Source organism: uncultured Streptococcus sp. (assembly GCF_963456385.1).
Lineage (GTDB): Bacteria > Bacillota > Bacilli > Lactobacillales > Streptococcaceae > Streptococcus.
In genome coordinates this window covers 31,558-48,454 of record NZ_CAUOLF010000002.1, presented here as the reverse complement: position 1 = coordinate 48,454, position 16,897 = coordinate 31,558, and the positions used below count along the sequence as shown (strand labels likewise).

The 16,897-nt window shown below is 40.7% G+C and carries 14 protein-coding genes and 1 other annotated feature; all 14 genes read right to left on the bottom strand.

Going from position 1 to position 16,897, the window contains the following annotated elements; translation table 11 throughout:
* Positions 1 to 2: 2 nt before the first annotated feature.
* The 14 genes from RP262_RS01100 to RP262_RS01035 all read right to left on the bottom strand — a co-directional run bounded on the left by RP262_RS01100 (position 3) and on the right by RP262_RS01035 (position 16,798).
* Positions 3 to 1,739, bottom strand: coding sequence for an ABC transporter ATP-binding protein (locus RP262_RS01100; RefSeq protein ID WP_311154017.1), 1,737 nt, complete (start codon positions 1,737 to 1,739; stop codon positions 3 to 5).
* Positions 1,740 to 2,112: 373 nt separating this feature from the next.
* On the bottom strand, positions 2,113 to 7,677 hold the full coding sequence (locus RP262_RS01095) for a ZmpA/ZmpB/ZmpC family metallo-endopeptidase (RefSeq protein ID WP_311154016.1): 5,565 nt from the start codon (positions 7,675 to 7,677) through the stop codon (positions 2,113 to 2,115).
* Positions 7,678 to 7,965: 288 nt separating this feature from the next.
* Positions 7,966 to 8,334: a 50S ribosomal protein L7/L12 gene (gene rplL / locus RP262_RS01090; RefSeq protein ID WP_002895571.1), complete on the bottom strand. Its 369-nt coding sequence runs from the start codon at positions 8,332 to 8,334 to the stop codon at positions 7,966 to 7,968.
* Positions 8,335 to 8,408: 74 nt separating this feature from the next.
* Entirely contained in the window at positions 8,409 to 8,909 is a 501-nt protein-coding gene (rplJ, locus tag RP262_RS01085; RefSeq protein WP_002897628.1) for a 50S ribosomal protein L10, read from the bottom strand.
* Between the two features lie 37 nt (positions 8,910 to 8,946).
* Positions 8,947 to 9,082, bottom strand: a sequence feature (ribosomal protein L10 leader region).
* Positions 9,083 to 9,192: 110 nt separating this feature from the next.
* A complete protein-coding gene (locus tag RP262_RS01080; RefSeq protein WP_311154015.1) occupies positions 9,193 to 9,822 on the bottom strand; it encodes a hypothetical protein in 630 nt (209 codons plus the stop codon).
* 106 nt (positions 9,823 to 9,928) lie between these two features.
* Positions 9,929 to 10,270, bottom strand: a complete 342-nt coding sequence (locus tag RP262_RS01075) for a hypothetical protein (RefSeq protein WP_311154014.1) — start codon at positions 10,268 to 10,270, stop codon at positions 9,929 to 9,931.
* 230 nt (positions 10,271 to 10,500) lie between these two features.
* Complete coding sequence (locus RP262_RS01070; RefSeq protein WP_311154013.1) at positions 10,501 to 11,298, bottom strand: formate/nitrite transporter family protein; 798 nt, start codon at positions 11,296 to 11,298, stop codon at positions 10,501 to 10,503.
* A 113-nt stretch (positions 11,299 to 11,411) separates the two neighbouring features.
* Positions 11,412 to 12,359, bottom strand: coding sequence for a homocysteine S-methyltransferase (mmuM, locus tag RP262_RS01065; RefSeq protein WP_311154012.1), 948 nt, complete (start codon positions 12,357 to 12,359; stop codon positions 11,412 to 11,414).
* A 63-nt stretch (positions 12,360 to 12,422) separates the two neighbouring features.
* The gene (locus RP262_RS01060) at positions 12,423 to 13,121 is read right to left on the bottom strand and encodes a glucosaminidase domain-containing protein (RefSeq protein WP_049547374.1); all 699 of its coding nucleotides are present in this window, start codon (positions 13,119 to 13,121) and stop codon (positions 12,423 to 12,425) included.
* Positions 13,122 to 13,268: 147 nt separating this feature from the next.
* Entirely contained in the window at positions 13,269 to 13,856 is a 588-nt protein-coding gene (gene yihA, locus RP262_RS01055) for a ribosome biogenesis GTP-binding protein YihA/YsxC (RefSeq protein ID WP_311154011.1), read from the bottom strand.
* Positions 13,857 to 13,866: 10 nt separating this feature from the next.
* The gene (gene clpX, locus RP262_RS01050) at positions 13,867 to 15,096 is read right to left on the bottom strand and encodes an ATP-dependent Clp protease ATP-binding subunit ClpX (RefSeq protein WP_002917310.1); all 1,230 of its coding nucleotides are present in this window, start codon (positions 15,094 to 15,096) and stop codon (positions 13,867 to 13,869) included.
* A 51-nt stretch (positions 15,097 to 15,147) separates the two neighbouring features.
* Positions 15,148 to 15,318: a hypothetical protein gene (locus tag RP262_RS01045; RefSeq protein WP_002895584.1), complete on the bottom strand. Its 171-nt coding sequence runs from the start codon at positions 15,316 to 15,318 to the stop codon at positions 15,148 to 15,150.
* 2 nt (positions 15,319 to 15,320) lie between these two features.
* Positions 15,321 to 15,833, bottom strand: coding sequence for a dihydrofolate reductase (locus tag RP262_RS01040; RefSeq protein ID WP_311154010.1), 513 nt, complete (start codon positions 15,831 to 15,833; stop codon positions 15,321 to 15,323).
* Between the two features lie 125 nt (positions 15,834 to 15,958).
* The gene (locus RP262_RS01035) at positions 15,959 to 16,798 is read right to left on the bottom strand and encodes a thymidylate synthase (RefSeq protein ID WP_004187032.1); all 840 of its coding nucleotides are present in this window, start codon (positions 16,796 to 16,798) and stop codon (positions 15,959 to 15,961) included.
* Between the last annotated feature and the right edge of the window lie 99 nt (positions 16,799 to 16,897).

Here is a 16,897-nt window from a genome sequence, read left to right as displayed (position 1 = left end):
TTCTATTCCTCTGTCAAAGCTTGATTTTTTAGCTGCGAATCCGCAATTTCACGATAGATATCATTGGTTTCCATCAGCTCTTCGTGCTTCCCGCGTCCAACGATTTCGCCCTGATCCAAAACGATAATTTGGTCAGCGTCCATGATGGTTCCCACCCGTTGAGCTACAATCAGCACTGTTGCCTGACCTGTCACTTCCTTGAGGCGACGACGAAGCACCGCATCTGTCTTATAATCCAGAGCAGAAAAAGAGTCGTCGAAGATATAAATATCCGGCTTTTTGACCACCGCACGGGCGATAGAGAGCCGCTGCTTCTGCCCACCAGATAGATTACTTCCTCCCTCAGCCAAATGAGTCTCAAAACGCTCTTCCCGACTCTCGATAAAGTCCTTGGCTTGAGCAACCTCAGCTGCCTGACTAAGTTCTTCCTGACTAGCCTCTTCCTTTCCGTAGCGCAGGTTTTCTGCGATAGTTCCGGTAAATAGCAGAGCCTTCTGCGGAATAAAGCCAATCTTCTGACGCAGAGCCTTCAGATTGTACTCGCGGACATCCACACCATCCACTAAAATCTTACCAAGTATTACATCGTAAAAGCGAGGAATCAGCTGCACCAGTGTAGACTTACCAGAACCAGTAGAACCAATAAAGGCAATAGTCTCACCCGGCTTAGCCTTGAATGAAATATTATGCAGTACAGGACTCTCCGTTTCACCCGGATAAGCGAAGGTTACATTGTCGAACTCCAGATAACCCTGCGTCTCTGTCTCGGTTACACCATTTTCATTAGGATTGATTGAAATGGGCATGTCCATGACTTCCTTGAGCCGCTGGCTTGATACCGCCGTCCGTGGATACATGGTAAAGAGATTGGCCAAGAAGAGGAAGGACAGTAGGGCGTGAAAGCTGTATTCGATAAAGGCAACAAGATTTCCGATTTCAAGACTGCCGTCCCGCAAGGGGTCTAGGGCAAACCAGACAATGGCCACAATCATCGCAATAATAATCTGCACAAAGAGTGGCTCTGTCAGACCTGTCAGCTTAAAGAGCTTATTGGAGTTTTGCGCATAGATCTCATTTTCATCAGCAAAACACTTCTCTTGAAATCCCTCTCTTGCAAAAGCTCGAATAACGCGCAGACCAGTCAGATTTTCCCTCACATACTGATTAATCTTATCAAGAGTCTTCTGCTGCTTTTCAGACAAGGGCTTGGTTTTAACCGCTACATAAATGACCACGACAGCCAAGAAAGGCACTGAAACAGCTACAATCCAGGCCAGAGACGGACTGGTCAGAAAAATCATGAGAATACTGGACAGCATCATCATGGGAGTGATGACACCCATTTTCAGGGTTTGCTCCGCAAACTGCATAAGAACAAAAGCATCCGAAGTCAAGCGCGTGACCAAAGAGGATACACCGATTTGCTCATACTCATGATGAGAATACTCTTGAAGCTTAGCATAGAGATCATTGCGCATGTCCTGCACCATGGTTGTCGTTAGCTTCCCAGCCGCATAAGCCAGGACGATTCTCCCCAACACTCCTAAGATAATAACGCCAAACATGACCCAAGCCCAGAAAAAGAGCCGGTCTGTCTGCTTAGGATTGATTCCCTCATCAATCATCCGAGCCAGCACCGTTGGCAACCCTAGATTGACAATCACAAAAAAGATTGCCGCAACAAAGTCCAAGACCAGCCACTTAGGATATCTCTTCAAATAAGACCAAATGTATAACATAACTCCTCCTTCACCATCTATTCAAAAATAACTCACTCTAAAGCATCCAAGTGCTTTCTAAACACAGAAAAGAGCGCGCAAATGCACGCCTTAATACAAATATTATATCAAATATATGAAAGAGCGTAAAGGTCATTTCATGCTTTTTTCTGCTTATCATCAGCCTCATAAATGACTGTCAGCAACAAACTACATGAAAGCAGACCAGCTACAGTTTTAATTGCATGACTTATATAGAAAAACAAACCTAGTTTTCACTAGGTTTGTAATTTCTTTTCTGCAAGAAGGTCTCAGTCTGAGAGCAATCAATCTCGTAATTCTGCCCTAAATTTCAGACTTACAACTTTGCAGACTATTTGACAGCTCAAACCAATCACTTCTGGTTTTCAAAGATTGATTTTCTGAAATCATTGGTTTGATCGAGGTAAGCTTTGAAGACTGCTTTTTTAAGCTTATGGACAGCACTGTTATATTCTGGTTTATAGCCGCTCCAAGAATACCAATTATCTCTTGCATCTTTGAGAACTGCTTCATCCATCAAGGTTTGCAACTCTCCAACAGTACTTATAGTCTTAGTAGCATAACTTGTCCATGGTTGTCTCGTATCATCAAATGTGACCTTATTCAAGCTGTCGAACTTGTTTTTACGTTCTTCATACATAGCCTTCTTAAACTCAGTCCAATTATTAAACTGACCATTGAAGACCTTGCGTAAAACTAAGTCATCTGTTACCAGACCTCTGGTCTTACCATAGATACTGATGGTTTTTCCGTTTTGCTTAGCATCATCTTCATATTGATTAGAGATATAAGGGACCATGCCATCTTTGAAGCCCTTGGCTGCCAGAAGCTCATAAGCCATACGCCGTCCCATAAGATCTCCAGGCGTTCCTTTTTCACTACTTAAAGCCGAATAAATCGGAGAGAAGAGTTTAATCGTATGGTAGCCATTTCTTTCAACGTCACCATTTTTGTATTCACGCGCTGAAACAATATCATTTTCAATGAGACTGTCGAATGAATTTAATTTTTGCGCATCCGCCATTGTAATATTTTTTATCACATTCGTTGCGTAAACATCATTTCCATCAGCATCTCGGACATACTTATTCTCGACTTTTCTCAGCGCGTTCACTTTCTGCACATCAGATAGACGGTTAACGATTGACATCCCTTCTAGGTACTCCAACATATAAATGACATCAAACATGTTGTGAACATAATTTTTCAAATCATCCGCATTTCTGAATCGTTCAGTTGGATCAAGGACTTGCAAACGAGTTTTTTCCGTCGCATCATTCTTGTCATATTTGAGAATTGAGTTGACCGTGATGGTCGCATCATCTGGATGATCTGGTGCTTGCAACAAGCCTTTGGCGAAGAATTCTGGACCAAGTCCGCTTCTTCTTCCATATCCGCCTAAATAGATCTCATTATCAGAATCATGCGTCATTTCATGGGTATAGGTAATGGCTCCGTCCTTGTCCAGCATACGATAGCCCATGTAGTAAACCCCGTCTCCAGTAGCGTAAGCTCCATGCTTGTTGTGTACGACCTTGTTTCCAACCGGTCCAAAGAAGTATTTCATAGCTGGATTAGAACTATCGAATTGCGCCTCCGCTGTAGCTTTGCCAACAGTAGTATCATCACCGAACTTATAGGCATCATAGACCAAGATATTTCGATAGAGCTTTTCACGGCCATACTCGTCTAATATTCTATACCAATAGTCATAATGGTCGCGTTGGCGTTTTGCAGTTTCCTGGGCATTATCCTCAACAAACTTATTGAGTTCTGCTCCTGCTCTGAGCTCATTATTTCTATATCTGTCATAGGCGCCAAATCCAAGACTGGATATAGTCGATATGACAAAGACTGATCTTTCAGGCATTGTCAGCAAAGGTAGGATCATATTTCGGTATTTCCAAGTGTCGCTGGTAATTCGATCATAGACCCCGATAGAGTATTTGCTACCAGCCTGCTCTTGTTTGACCCTCACCTCATCAATAGCTGATTTTTCTTCAACGATATAAGCCTTGGTTTGCTCTTTGAACCATTGATTATTTGTTTTATTTGGTAAAAACACCTCTCGGTAATTGGCAAGCGTACTAAACAAATCTTTTGTTGCATTATTGTTTGCAAGGCTGATGCTATAAGCATCTACGTTGTTCTTGGCCAGAAGATTGTTAAAGCCTGATTTACCTAATTCAATGATTGTGTCTAGAGGTGATGCATTGCCCTTACCAAAGAAATCCATGTGATACATGACTAAGTCTTTGACATTCACGTCACCATAGTTAAAGTTGTACCAGCGCTCTAAATAAGTCAAACCTAGAAGCAAGGCTTCCTTATTGCGTTTGATTTTATCAACGACGTAACCATTAATCGTTTGATTTTCGCTAGCAATGACTGCATCAGCAGACAACAGTTTTTCCAGTGTATTTGCTAGATTTTCCTTCGTTTTGACAAACTGCTCTTCTAAGTATAATTCCGTTAATGAAACTCCTGAAGAAATACCTAGGGTGTTTCTGATAGCGTCTGACTGATAATCGACCGCTCTCAAATCAGGCAAGACTTCATTAATGATTGAACTATGACTATGTAAGAATTGATTTGGCGTATAGATTAGACCTGTATCGCCCACACGGTATTCTGCTAACTTACTAAAGTCAGATTGGTAGGTGATATCTAGTGTTTCAGATGTATGATCCTTATAATGAAGCAAGAGCTTATTAGCTGCTTCTTTATGTGAAGCAATATCTGTAATCACTTCATTATCTTTCATCATGACTGCAGATAGGACTTCTTTTTCGTGCAAAGCGCTATCTTCTTTTACCAGATTACCGTATTTGACAATGGTTGCCTTATCATAAAACGGCAGTAATTTTTCGATATTCTTATATGCTAATGCTCGACTAGCTTGATAGTCTTTAACCTTAGAAAAATCACTTTCTATATTTCTGCTAGTCAGTAAGCTTTCGACTTTCGGTACAGCAAGAGAGTTGATTTCAGATTTCTTACTTGCGATTTGAGAAGCATTGAGGATTGTTCCCCTCTCTTCGAGCGATTCCTTGGTGACAACCTCATCCTTTTCAAGAGTCACTTTGTAGACTCTGTTCTCCTTGTTACTATATGAGTCAGTTATCCTCATTCCTCGATAGTGGTAACCACTAATGGCATTTCCGTTCATAACATTCACATCACTAAGAACATTATGCAATCTTCCAGCGTGTCTCTCTTCGCTAGAATCTCTATCCCATAAGTAGCCAGCTATACCAGCAACGCTTCCAAAGCGCTTCACATTATTAATGTTGCCCTCAGCATAACTATTGCTGATAAGCGCATCTTTCTCGACAAGACCTGCAAGGCCGCCGACAGTTTGGTTTGTGCTATCCGAATTTGACGAGATGGTAATTGTAGCTTTTGACTTATCAACTACTGCATTGATGCCAGTCAGTTGACCTACTAATCCTCCGATATTGTATGGTGCCCTCGTTTCATAGGAGTTGACAATCCTTCCCTTGAAACTGCTGTTCGCAATCTTAGAATTATCAGCCTTCCACACCAAGCCACCAATGCCACGTTCACCAGCCAGAACACCGTCTACATGAACATTGTTAATCCTTGTTGCATTATTCACTTCATTTGCAAGGGCCCCAATGTCAGATTTCCCTGAGATATTTACATCTTTAAGAGCCAGATTTTCTACAGTAGCAGCGCTCAAAGTGTCAAATAAAGGCTTCTTCAAATTATAAATAGCATAATTTTTTCCGTCTTTGCTGCCAATCAGCTTACCAGTAAATCTGCCCTTTATATAACTGCTAGCGCCATTTTCTAGTTCGACCTCATTAGCATTCAGACTAGCACCTAAATAATAAGTTCCGCCAAGATTACTATTTATAGCTTGAACCAGGTTACTAAAGGACGTAAAGTTTGTAACTTCTTTCTTTGCCTTTTTAGCTAGATAGAAAGTAAAATTGTCCTGGTACTTATTGTCAACATCCTGTTTTAATTTCTCAGAACTTGCTGTAATTTTATAAACTGGCTGACCATCTTTCGTGCTATCGACTATTGAAGAAATCGGCAAGAAGACATCTTTAAACTTAGAAGATTTGACCTTCACGAAATAATTGTCTTGATTGCTCGGAATTGCATCCAGAGAAACGTGTTGTTTGTATTTTCCATCAGTTAGACTATACAGCTCTACATCAGATACATTTCTTAGCTCGATATTCTTTTCTGGTTCTTGCTTCTGCTCTTTCGGCTCTTGAGTTTTTTCAGCAGGATTTTCCGCTTCTGGCGTTGCTGGTTCGATGTTTCCAGTATACTCTTTCGGAGGATCTACCTGCTCGGGCTCAACTATGGCTCCTGCTTGTGTTCCTGTGTATTCTGGTAATGAAGACACTTGTTCAGGTTCAACGATTGCTCCTGCTTGAACCCCTGTATATTCTGGTAAAGGAGTCACTTGCGCAGGTTCGACTACCGCACCAGCTTGGGTTTCTGTATATTCTGGCGAGGAAGAAACTTGTTCAGGCTCAACAATAGCACCTGCTTGAGTTCCCGTATACTCTGGCAATGGTGTCACTTGTTCAGGTGCAACTACTGCACCTGCCTGAGTCCCCGTATACTCTGGTAATGGTGTCACTTGTTCAGGTGACACTACTGCACCTGCTTGAGTTCCCGTATACTCTGGTAAGGGAGTCACTTGTTCAGGTGACACTATCGCACCGGATTGAACACCCCCAACCTCCGGTTCAATTTGTTCCGGCTCAACGATCGCTCCAGATAATGTACCTGTATACTCAGGTAAGGAAGCTGCCTGCTCAGGCTCAACCATTGCACCGGATTGGACGCCTGTGTACTCTGGTAAGGGAACGACTTGCTCGGGTGCCACTAAGTTAGAAGCTACTGGTTTTTCGCTAGGCGTTTCAAGCTTTTTAGTCCCTTTTTCCACTATTTTAGGAGTCGCTTCCTCTATTGTAGTCGAAAGAACTTCCCTAGAAACTTCCGCATTATCTACAGTAAAAATTCGAACGACTTCGATTTTACGGCCTGGTTTGCCTTCTTGTTTTACTCTTACAGTACCTTCAGCTAAATCAGGATTCTCTTGTATTTGTTCTCCAAAGGCTATCTCAGTTTCAATGTTCTCCTCTTTGTATAATAGCTCAGGCTTAGCTACTCGGCCAGACAAGACTTCATCTTGAGGCTCAATTGTATTGACGCCAAGAGTTTGATTTTTTAGCCCATTCTTATCAAAAGAAAGAGAATAATCTAGATTCTTATTTTGGTTTAAAACTTCTTTATCCTCATTAGCATTCTGCTGATTATCAAGAATCTTATTGTCTAATAATTTCTTAATCGATTCATCTTTTATGTAGCCAACATAGGTATAGCCCGAGATCTCACCCGGTGACGGTAGACTTTCCCCAGCCGATACTTGATATTCGGCATTATACTGCAGCAAGATACCATTTTCCAGTGCATCAACGGATAGTATCAAACCTCCACTGACACTAGCCCCCACCAAAACAGTCAGTAGGAACTTGCTTTGAACCTTTCTTTTTGACACAACAAAAACAACCAATCCTATCGTCGTTAACAGACCAGCCGTCACCATAGTATTGGAATTGTTATTATCGCCTGTATTCGGTAACGTTTTTGCTCCAGCATTCGAGTTCAACCTGTAGACAAGATAGTAAGTTACCTCATTGCCTTCAGGCATTTTAGGAACTCCACTTACAATCAACTCCTTTTCTTGCGGAGTTATTTCAGTATCTGTCACGTATTTATAGTGTACATTCAACTTTTCCTGTGCTTGAACAGAGTCAACCCCAACGATAGACACAAAAAACAAACTGGAAATAGCAGCCGAAACAAGCCCGACAGCTAATTTCCTAAAAGCAAAACGAGTTTGCTTCTCCCCAAAAAACTTTTTCATTAAAATCCCTTTCAAATTATTCTAAAAAGAATAACAAATCCTTTAACCAGAGAATGGGCAACAGTAAGCTATTGCATTCATTCATCTGAATCCCCTAACAAAAATTCCCTAATCAACAATCTCTTATAACTTTTATCTTATTCATAATATCTCCTAAATCGCAATAATCTGTCTAAATTATATCATACAATCCTATATTTTGTTAACGTTTTTACCTAAAAGAAAGATTTTGGGATACAAAAAAACCAAGTCTTTCGACTTGGTTGATTTCTATGATTGGAAACTCTATTATTTAAGAGTAACTGAAGCGCCTGCTTCTTCCAATTTAGCTTTAAGTTCTTCAGCTTCTGCTGCAGCAACGCCTTCTTTGATAACGTTTGGTGCACCATCAACAAGTTCTTTAGCTTCTTTAAGGCCAAGACCAGTGATTTCGCGTACAACTTTGATAACGCCGACTTTCTTGTCGCCAGCTGCAGTCAATTCAACGTCAAATGAATCTTTAGCAGCGGCAGCTTCACCAGCACCAGCAGCAGCTACAGCTACAGGAGCAGCTGCAGTTACACCAAATTCTTCTTCGATAGCTTTTACAAGGTCGTTCAATTCAAGGATTGAAGCTTCTTTAATTTCAGCAATAATGTTTTCAATGTTCAATGCCATTGTTATTTCCTCCAAATAAGTTTTTAATTTTATAATAGTTTTTTCGTAGCTAGGCTACGCTGCGTAGCTTAAGATTAAGCTGCGTCTTCTTTGTTGTCTGCAACTGCTTTGACAGCAAGTGCAACGTTGCGAACTGGCGCTTGAAGTACAGAAAGGAGCATAGAAAGAAGTCCTTCGCGGTTTGGAAGAGTTGCAAGTGCAAGAATCTCTTCTTTTGATGCGACAGCGCCTTCAATTGCACCACCTTTGATTTCAAGTGCATCAGCGTTCTTAGCAAAGTCGTTCAAGATTTTCGCTGGAGCAACAACATCTTCGTTAGAAAATGCTACTGCAGATGGTCCAACAAAAACAGATGCCAGGTCTTCAAGTCCAGCTTTTTCAGCTGCACGACGCAAGATTGAGTTTTTGATAACTTTGTACTCAACTTCACTTCCACGAAGCTCACGACGAAGAACGGTATCTTGCTCAACAGTCAAACCACGAGCGTCAACAACGACGATAGATGCAGCAGCTTTCATTTTCTCAGCAACCGCGTCAACTAGTTCCGCTTTTTTAGCAATAATAGCTTCACTCATTTAGTGTTTCACCTCCGTAATTATTTTGCTTGGGGAATTTTCCAAAAGAAAAACGCGCCCAAACCTAGACACGAAAGTACAATACGCTTCTTTTTACATGATACGTTTTGTCCTCGGTAGGATCTTTATGAGTCGAGCTCCCCTACTGTCTTAGGCAGTTTTTTCAAACCATTGATAATTATAGCAAAAGAAAAAAAAGATTGCAAGTCTTTTAAGCAATCTTTTTGAATTTAATATTTCTATCCCGCAAATCTCTTACTTGACTGATATCTACTTCTTTCCCTTAGTCGAAAGTTTCGAGTTCAATATAATCAAAGTTCTCTCTTAAATAATCAAATAAGGCGTCTTTACGAGCATTCTGATTAATTCCGGCAAAACTTCGCAACTCATTTGTACGGAGTTCAGATTTACTGCCATCAAGATACCATGCAGAAAAATGAACTCGTCTCACTTTATGACGGCTGTAAACACGAAAAACATACACCTTCATAAATGCATCTATCTTAGAACATTCTGGTAGGTAGGCAATATCAAATGTCCTGTAACAAATGAGATGATCGCCATAAACCAAAACTTGCAAATCTTCGTCAAAGTAGTCCGCATCATTAAGATTTTGCCAGTCCTCCTCAAGCTCAGGGTAACAACCTCTCAATTCCTGAATATTGCTGTTTAACAGAAGATTATTTTTTATCATTCTATAGATAGATTCGACTAAACTCATATGGAACCAAATAAAGAAAAGAATCAACATAAAATTTTCACGAATCAAATCTAGCCAAAATGAAATACCTAACTCCAATGCATAATAAATATAACCGCACGAAAAAAAACCAAAGAAGATAGCACTCATTACTGGACCAATCATCATCAAAATTCTAGCTCTAAGCGGCGAAAACCTAAATCTTTTTCCCACTTTCCTCAGTTCCTCCTAAACTCAATTCTTTATCTCCGATTATCAACACATATCCGCCTCTTGTTTATTTAAACTTCATATCATAGAAAAACTCATTTCAGTAGTTTTATGGCATATTAGGAAAAGTCTTCTTCAGCAGACTTCTGCTTTCTTCATCGACAGGCAGCCAACCATCTTTGAAAACACGATCTTTTATCCAAAAACGATTATAGAAAAAAGTCCAAAAGAAATTAAAGGCTGTTCCAGTCGGTTTTAGCAAATCTTCTGGAATAAAAAGCACAGCAATAACAGAAAAAGCAAAGAGGGAACCTAAAATAATGCCAAAGTATTTCCAATCTTTACGAAAAAGCGGAACAAAAAAACTAAATAGGAAGGTTGTAAAAGAGTATGAAGGTGATAAGGTTTTGACCTTGCTTCCATCTGGTGACTGAATAGTGATTTTTTTCATCGTTATCTCCTTTTTATAGTATAATATACTAAATAAATTTAACAAATTTTGATATATGTGTCAACTAATTTGCTTAAATATTAGAGATTTATAGCGATTGAAAATGAGGGATGAAACTAAAAAAAATAGACATCACAAGAGAACAAAGAGGTAACGTTGACTTGGTTTAAATTTGACTTCCGAAGAGAAAAAGCAAGATAGTGCTAAAAAAACAGCCCTGAGGCTGCATTCTAATCTACATAATGATCTTCGTTTTTATTAAACCAAGCATATGGGAGACCCATAAGGAAGCCACCTCCGATGAGGTTACCGATAAAGGTTACGCCCCAGTGGCGTAGGATATTTCCAATACCAAAATTTTGCACTTCCGTTGCTGCTGAGCTGAATTTCACGATAGCGAAGGAAGCAAAGTTAGCAGCCAAGTGTTCGTTAGTCAGGAATACAAACATATAAATGGCTGATATAACTAAAAAGAGCTTTGCTGTACTATCCTTGACCAAGACGAAGGAAAGAATAGCGATATTAACAAAGATATTGGCCAAGACTCCCTCGAGCAGAATCAGCTCATTAGATCGAGCAAGCTTCATCTGCACAACACCAGAAATGAAACTATCCTTGCTAAGCCCTGCATAAGCAGCCGAGTTAGCAAAGAGCCAGCCGGCAATCAAAGCGCCAATCAGATTGAAAAAGGTACAATAAAGCAAAATCATCAAAGCCTTTTTCCAGTCAATCTTCTTCAAAAAGGTACCCGCAGTCAGAAACATCATATTGGAAGTCACCAACTCTGCATTTAGAAAGACAATGTAAGCCAATCCCCAAGCAAAGATGAAAGGAAAGAGAAAGCGCCCAGTTCCTGGAACGATCTTATTCGTCAAATCTGCCGCAATAGCTCCAGCACCAGTACTAAAGGTTAGGAAAGCTCCAGCAAAGATGGAACGAACAGCGTACTTGGCCTTGCTTGTATCAAACAAAGCTTCTTTCTTGCGGCAAGCTGCTTCAATTTTAGGGATAAATGTCGATTCAGGCATAAAAAATTCTCCTATTAATTTAAACTATGTATAGTATATCACAAAGTTCTTGCATTTGATAGCGTTTTCGAGAACCTTTTTGAATTTTCTAAAAAAGGATTGAAAATCTATTTTCAACCCTTAAACCCTTTTGCTAACTGAGCAATATCTTCTGGCCGTGTTCGACAACAACCACCAAAAAGATACACTCCTTTATTTTGCCAAAGTTTACTATTTTCCAGCAAGCTCCGCCCCTGCTCTGGATCATCATGCCAAGTCTTGGTCAAGCCATTATAAGTTTCGCCAGAGTTTGGATAGGTCAGAAAAGGTTTGTTGCACACTTGTCCAAGCCCATCTAATAATGGAGCAATTAAATGCGGAGCTGTACAATTAAAACCAACTGCCAAGACTTGTGGACTTTCTTGAGCTAAGTTTCCTAATTCCTCAATCTTAGTGCCATCTGATATAGCATTCTTCGACTGGGCGACAAAGGACAAATAAGCCTCAGCCTGCGGAAATTCCTCAGCTAAAAGTCGGAGGATTGCTGCCGCTTCTGCTCCATTTGGAATCGTTTCAATAGCCAACAAGTCGCTCCCAGCTTCTAGTAAAGCTTGGATACGCGGACGGTGAAAATCTCGAAATTCTCCCTCGCTCAGCTGGTAGTCTCCCGTATACTCCGAACCATCAGCTAAATAGGCAGCATAAGGCCCTACCGAGCCTGCAACTAGGGGATAAGGTCTCTGTTTCTGCTCTTCAGGAGATAATCCCGTCCAGACATTTTCGATTGCCTTTTGTGCTAAGAAGACTGTCTCTTTTAAAAGATCGTAACCCCTTTCAGGAGTTAGTCCTGCCTCTATAAATGCTGGAATGCTAGCCTGATAACTGGACGTAGTGATGATGTCACTGCCAGCTCTCACATAGCTTTCATGCACATCTTGAATAATCTGAGGCTGGTCTAATAGGTATTGAGCGGACCAAAGCTTACCAGATACATCATAACCCCGGCTTTCCAACTCTGTACCTAAGGCTCCATCTAAAATAATAATTTCTTGCTTGTCAAGCAAATCTTTAAATTTTCCCATGCTATACTCCTAGAATCTACGATTAAACATAAAAAGAGGTCTCCCTCTTTTTTGTTGTCTTCATTAAAATCTATTCGCCCAGGCAGTATCGACATCCAAGATATCCTGAGTAGTGTATTGCTGACGATAGGGATTGTAAACGATATAGCCAGCACCAGACTCATAGAGTGGTGAATCAAAGCGAGTCAAATCGTATTTTTCAATAATATAATTCAATTTAGCATTGTAACTAGTATCTGTCGCATAGACACCAGTCAGGGCAGCTGTTGCATCCTGGTAAGTTGGTGCATTGCTCTTCCATGCGCCCGCAAAATGCCCCTGTTTGAGAACCGAAACATAGTCTTGCAGAGATTCTACATAGCTAGGATATGAACGGAAACTGTCGTTAATGGTGTAAGCATTTCCCGCTCCATCATCTTCCCAAGTCTCCATATTAGCAGACTGACCGTCATAGTGACCTTTGATACCGAAAAGGTTATAATGAGGTTCACCAGACAGACCAGACTGTCCTGAACCACTTTCCAAAATAGCCTGTGCAATCATAACAGAGGCATAAAGATCATTATCCTGTCCCAACTGACGCGCTGGCTCACCGATTTGTGAAATGAAATAGTCTGTCTGATTCATAGGCTGCTGATCGCTATTATTAGCGCTAGCAGGATTAATATGCTTGGCCAAGACGACGCCAACAGCAATCGTTGTTGTCATGATGAATAAAGCTGAAAGGATTCTCTTACCTTTTTTTGAAATTCTCTTTTTCACAGCACTTCTCCTGAATAAGATGTTAATGATACCATTGTAACATACTAAAGATTAAAAAAACACTATTGATAATTTACAAGTATATGACATTTTTCGTTTTATTTCAAAAAATCCAACTCAAAAACGAGTTGGATTTAATTCGTATTATTAAATTTTTGATAAAATCGCGTCCCAAGCAGCATCTAAGCCATCCTTGGTGACTGAGGAAAAAAGAATGAAATCATCATTTTTGTCAAAATCCAGTTTTTTCTTAATAGCCGACTCGTGCTTATTCCATTTCCCGCGAGGGATTTTATCAGCTTTGGTCGCTACTAGAATAACCGGAATGTCATAATATTTCAGAAATTCATACATCTGCACATCATCTGCGCTGGGATCATGCCGAAGATCAACAAGGCTGACAACTGCTCTGAGATTTTCACGACTGGTCAGATACTCCTCAATCATCCGCCCCCATTTTTCACGCTCTTTTTTGGAAACACGGGCATAGCCATAACCTGGCACATCAACAAAACGCAGCTTGTTATCAATGTTGAAAAAGTTTAGCAGCTGAGTTTTTCCAGGTTTTCCTGAAGTTCGCGCTAAATTCTTACGATTAAGCAGTGTATTGATGAAGCTGGACTTGCCAACGTTGGAGCGGCCAGCTAAGGCAATCTCTGGAATATCGTCTTGAGGGTAATGCGATTTATTGGCTGCACTCAGCAAAATCTCTGCATTGTGTGTATTGATTTCCATAAGCACCTCGTTAGGCAGTTTCTAGAATGGGCTTGTCTGTTCCATCTACTGCTTCTTTGGTAATGCGGACAAGTTTGACATTTTCCTGACTCGGAACTTCAAACATGACATCCATCATGGTTTCTTCGATGATAGAGCGAAGGCCGCGCGCACCAGTTTTACGTTCAATCGCTTTATTGGCAATCTCCTGCAGAGCATCTTCGTCAAATTCAAGCTTAACATCATCATAAGATAGAAGCGCCTGATACTGCTTAATAAGGGCGTTTCTAGGCTCTTTCAAAATCCGGACCAAATCATCAACTGTCAGTTGCTCCAGAGCAGCAAAAACAGGCAAACGGCCAATTAACTCAGGAATAATTCCAAATTTTTGAACATCTTCTGAGATAATTTCCTGCATATAGGACCCATCTTCGTCAATTGCTCGGTTATTCTGACCGAAACCAATGATTTTCTCACCCAGACGCTGTTTTACGATTTCTTCGATACCGTCAAAAGCACCACCAACAATGAAGAGAATGTTCTTAGTATCAACCTGAATCATTTCTTGCTGGGGATGCTTGCGTCCACCCTGCGGCGGTACACTAGCTACTGTTCCTTCGATAATCTTCAACAGTGCTTGCTGAACTCCTTCGCCTGAAACATCACGAGTAATTGAGACGTTCTCACCTTTCTTGGCAATCTTGTCAATCTCATCAACATAGATAATGCCGCGTTCTGCACGTTCAATATTAAAGTCAGCTGCCTGCAAAAGCTTGAGGAGAATATTTTCCACATCTTCCCCGACATAACCAGCTTCAGTCAGAGCTGTTGCGTCAGCAATGGCAAAAGGCACATTGAGACTGCGAGCAAGAGTCTGCGCCAGGAAGGTCTTACCTGACCCGGTCGGTCCAATCATCAAAATATTTGACTTTTGAAGTTCCACATCTTCTTCTTCACGGCTGTCGTGGTAGTTAATACGCTTGTAGTGATTATAGACCGCTACTGCTAAGGCACGCTTAGCTCGGTCTTGCCCGATAACATAGTGGTTCAAAATATTAAGCAGCTCCTGAGGTTTTGGTACCTCAGACAGATCTGCCAGCACTTCCTCGGCTAGCTCTTCACGGATGATTTCCTGAGCTAGCTCCACACATTCATTACAGATAAAGGCATTATTACCAGCGATAATCTTCTGCACCTCATCTTGGTTCTTCCCACAGAAAGAACAAAAAACCATCATATCATCATTACGACTTGTAGGCATTGTTTACTCCAATTCTAAAATTCTAAATCTATTTATTTTCTTTCGTACATGTTAAAAAAGTGTCATATAAAAAGCATGAATGGAATTTACCAAGTTTGTAAAAGCATTCAGCAAAAATAAAGCTGCCAGTCCAAACCGCTTTTTCCGAAAGGTTTGAACGGCACAAATAAGACAAATGACACATAAAAAGGCCGTAAAAAAACCAAAAATACTACGTTCCATTCTTACGAGTCCTTCCTTTTGTATCTTTTTATAGTGAAATCATAAGGGTTCTTTTCATCTTTGGAATGAAATTCACTGCTAACTTCCTGATAAGGAGCCCAGTCAAATGTCTCAGGGAAATAGGTGTCTCCTTCAAGCTTAGCAGCAATCTGAGTCTGAATCAATTCTTCCAAATACGGCTCAAAAGCTCTGATAATTTGCGCTCCGCCGATAATATACAAGTTTCTATCCTGCTTGTGGTACCACTCCAAGACATCTTCCACATTGCTGAACAGCAAGACATTTTCATTGTCAACTTGATAGTTCTTGTCCTTGCTCAAAATCAAACTGATTCGATTTGGCAAAATGCGACGCTGCAGGCCATCAAAGGTCACTCGGCCCATCAAAATAGCATGTCCAGTCGTCGTTGCCTTAAAATGCTGCAATTCCGCTGGTAGATGCCAGGGCATGACCTTGTCTTTTCCAATCAGACCATCCTCTGCCTGAGCCCAAATGGCAATAATCTTCTTTGTCATCCTTTTATCCTTTGTATTAGTAACTCTATTCTATCAAATTTGCTGTAAAAAGGCATGTTTAAAGTATGGATTCAAGCAGAACTTTTGCTGAGGTTGGTAGTTTTCGCATACACTTTTCAAAATCGTTAAATAGCCAAATCGAACTTCAGCTGAGGTTTAACGGGATCATAGTCTAATAACTCAAAATCTTCTGCTTTGATATCAAAGAAATTGGTCCCATCCGGCACATTTAAAAGGAGTCGAGGTTGGCAGTCGCTCGGTTCCCGACACAATAGCTCCTCCGCCTGCTCGAACTGATTGTCATAGATGTGCAAGTTATTGATAAAGTAAAAGAACTTGCCGACCTTCCAGCCGAAATGCTTGGCAATCATCATCTGCAGAGCCACATACTGCATAGCATTGATGTGGTGAGCAACTAACATATCATTTGACCGCTGAGTCAGAGTCGCATCCAGATAAATGTCTCCATCTACACGCCGAACGTCAAACATGGTTTGAAAAGCACATGGGAGCAAGCCATCTGTTTCTTCAAAAGCTTCATAATCCCAGAGAGAGATGATATTGCGACGATTCCAAGGATTGGCTTCCAGCTGTTGGAGAATTTTATGGATAATATTGTGCTTCTTGACAACAGCTCCATAGCGCTGCCCGATAGTACCTGTATCGCCAACTTCCCAGTCATTCCAATAATGAACATTGTATTTGTCATTGAGCAATTCCAAGCTATTAGACTGGTCTTGATAAATCCAAAGGACTTCCTTGATGGCAGACTTGATGGCAATAGGGCGCAGAGTCGTGATTGGGAACTCTCCCTTACTCAAATCGTATTCCGCAAAAGAACCAGTGATATATTTAGAGTTAGCTACATTTCCATCCTTGTAGCGTGGACGGGCATTTTCAGAAAAAACACCTTGCTCCAGAATTTTTTTAATATTCTCTTTGAAAATCGTATCTGCTAGCGTCATGATTTCTCCTTCGTTCAGTGAGCTTTTTCTAGTATAGCAAATTTTCTATAAAAATTCTCCTACAGACCATTCTGCAGGAGAACAAATGAAGTAAACTTG